Source organism: Amycolatopsis sp. SID8362, assembly GCF_010550475.1.
Taxonomy (GTDB): Bacteria; Actinomycetota; Actinomycetes; order Mycobacteriales; family Pseudonocardiaceae; genus Amycolatopsis; species Amycolatopsis eburnea.
Window position 1 is genome coordinate 1 of record NZ_JAAGNB010001356.1, and the last position, 240, is coordinate 240.

Sequence of the window (240 nt, forward strand, 5' to 3'; positions counted from 1 at the left end):
TCGGCGCGGGCGGCGACGCCTACCTGGACCTGCTCGCCGGCGTCGTCGCCGACCGGCACCTTTCGCCGGACGAGGTGTCGGCGCTGGCCGAGCTGGCGGCCGAAGCCGGGTGGCCCGCCGACCGCGTGCGCTCGACGCACGAGCGGTTCGTGGTGGCGCTGCGCGAAGTCGCGGAACGGGACGGCGTGGTGACCGCCGCGGAGGCCCGTGAGCTGCGGCAGGTGGCAACCGCGCTCGGCG

General features: G+C 77.5%; 1 pseudogene. It reads left to right on the plus strand.

The annotated features are described in order from the left end of the window. Positions 1-240: pseudogene (locus G3I65_RS41305) on the plus strand (3'-5' exonuclease); the annotation flags it as partial.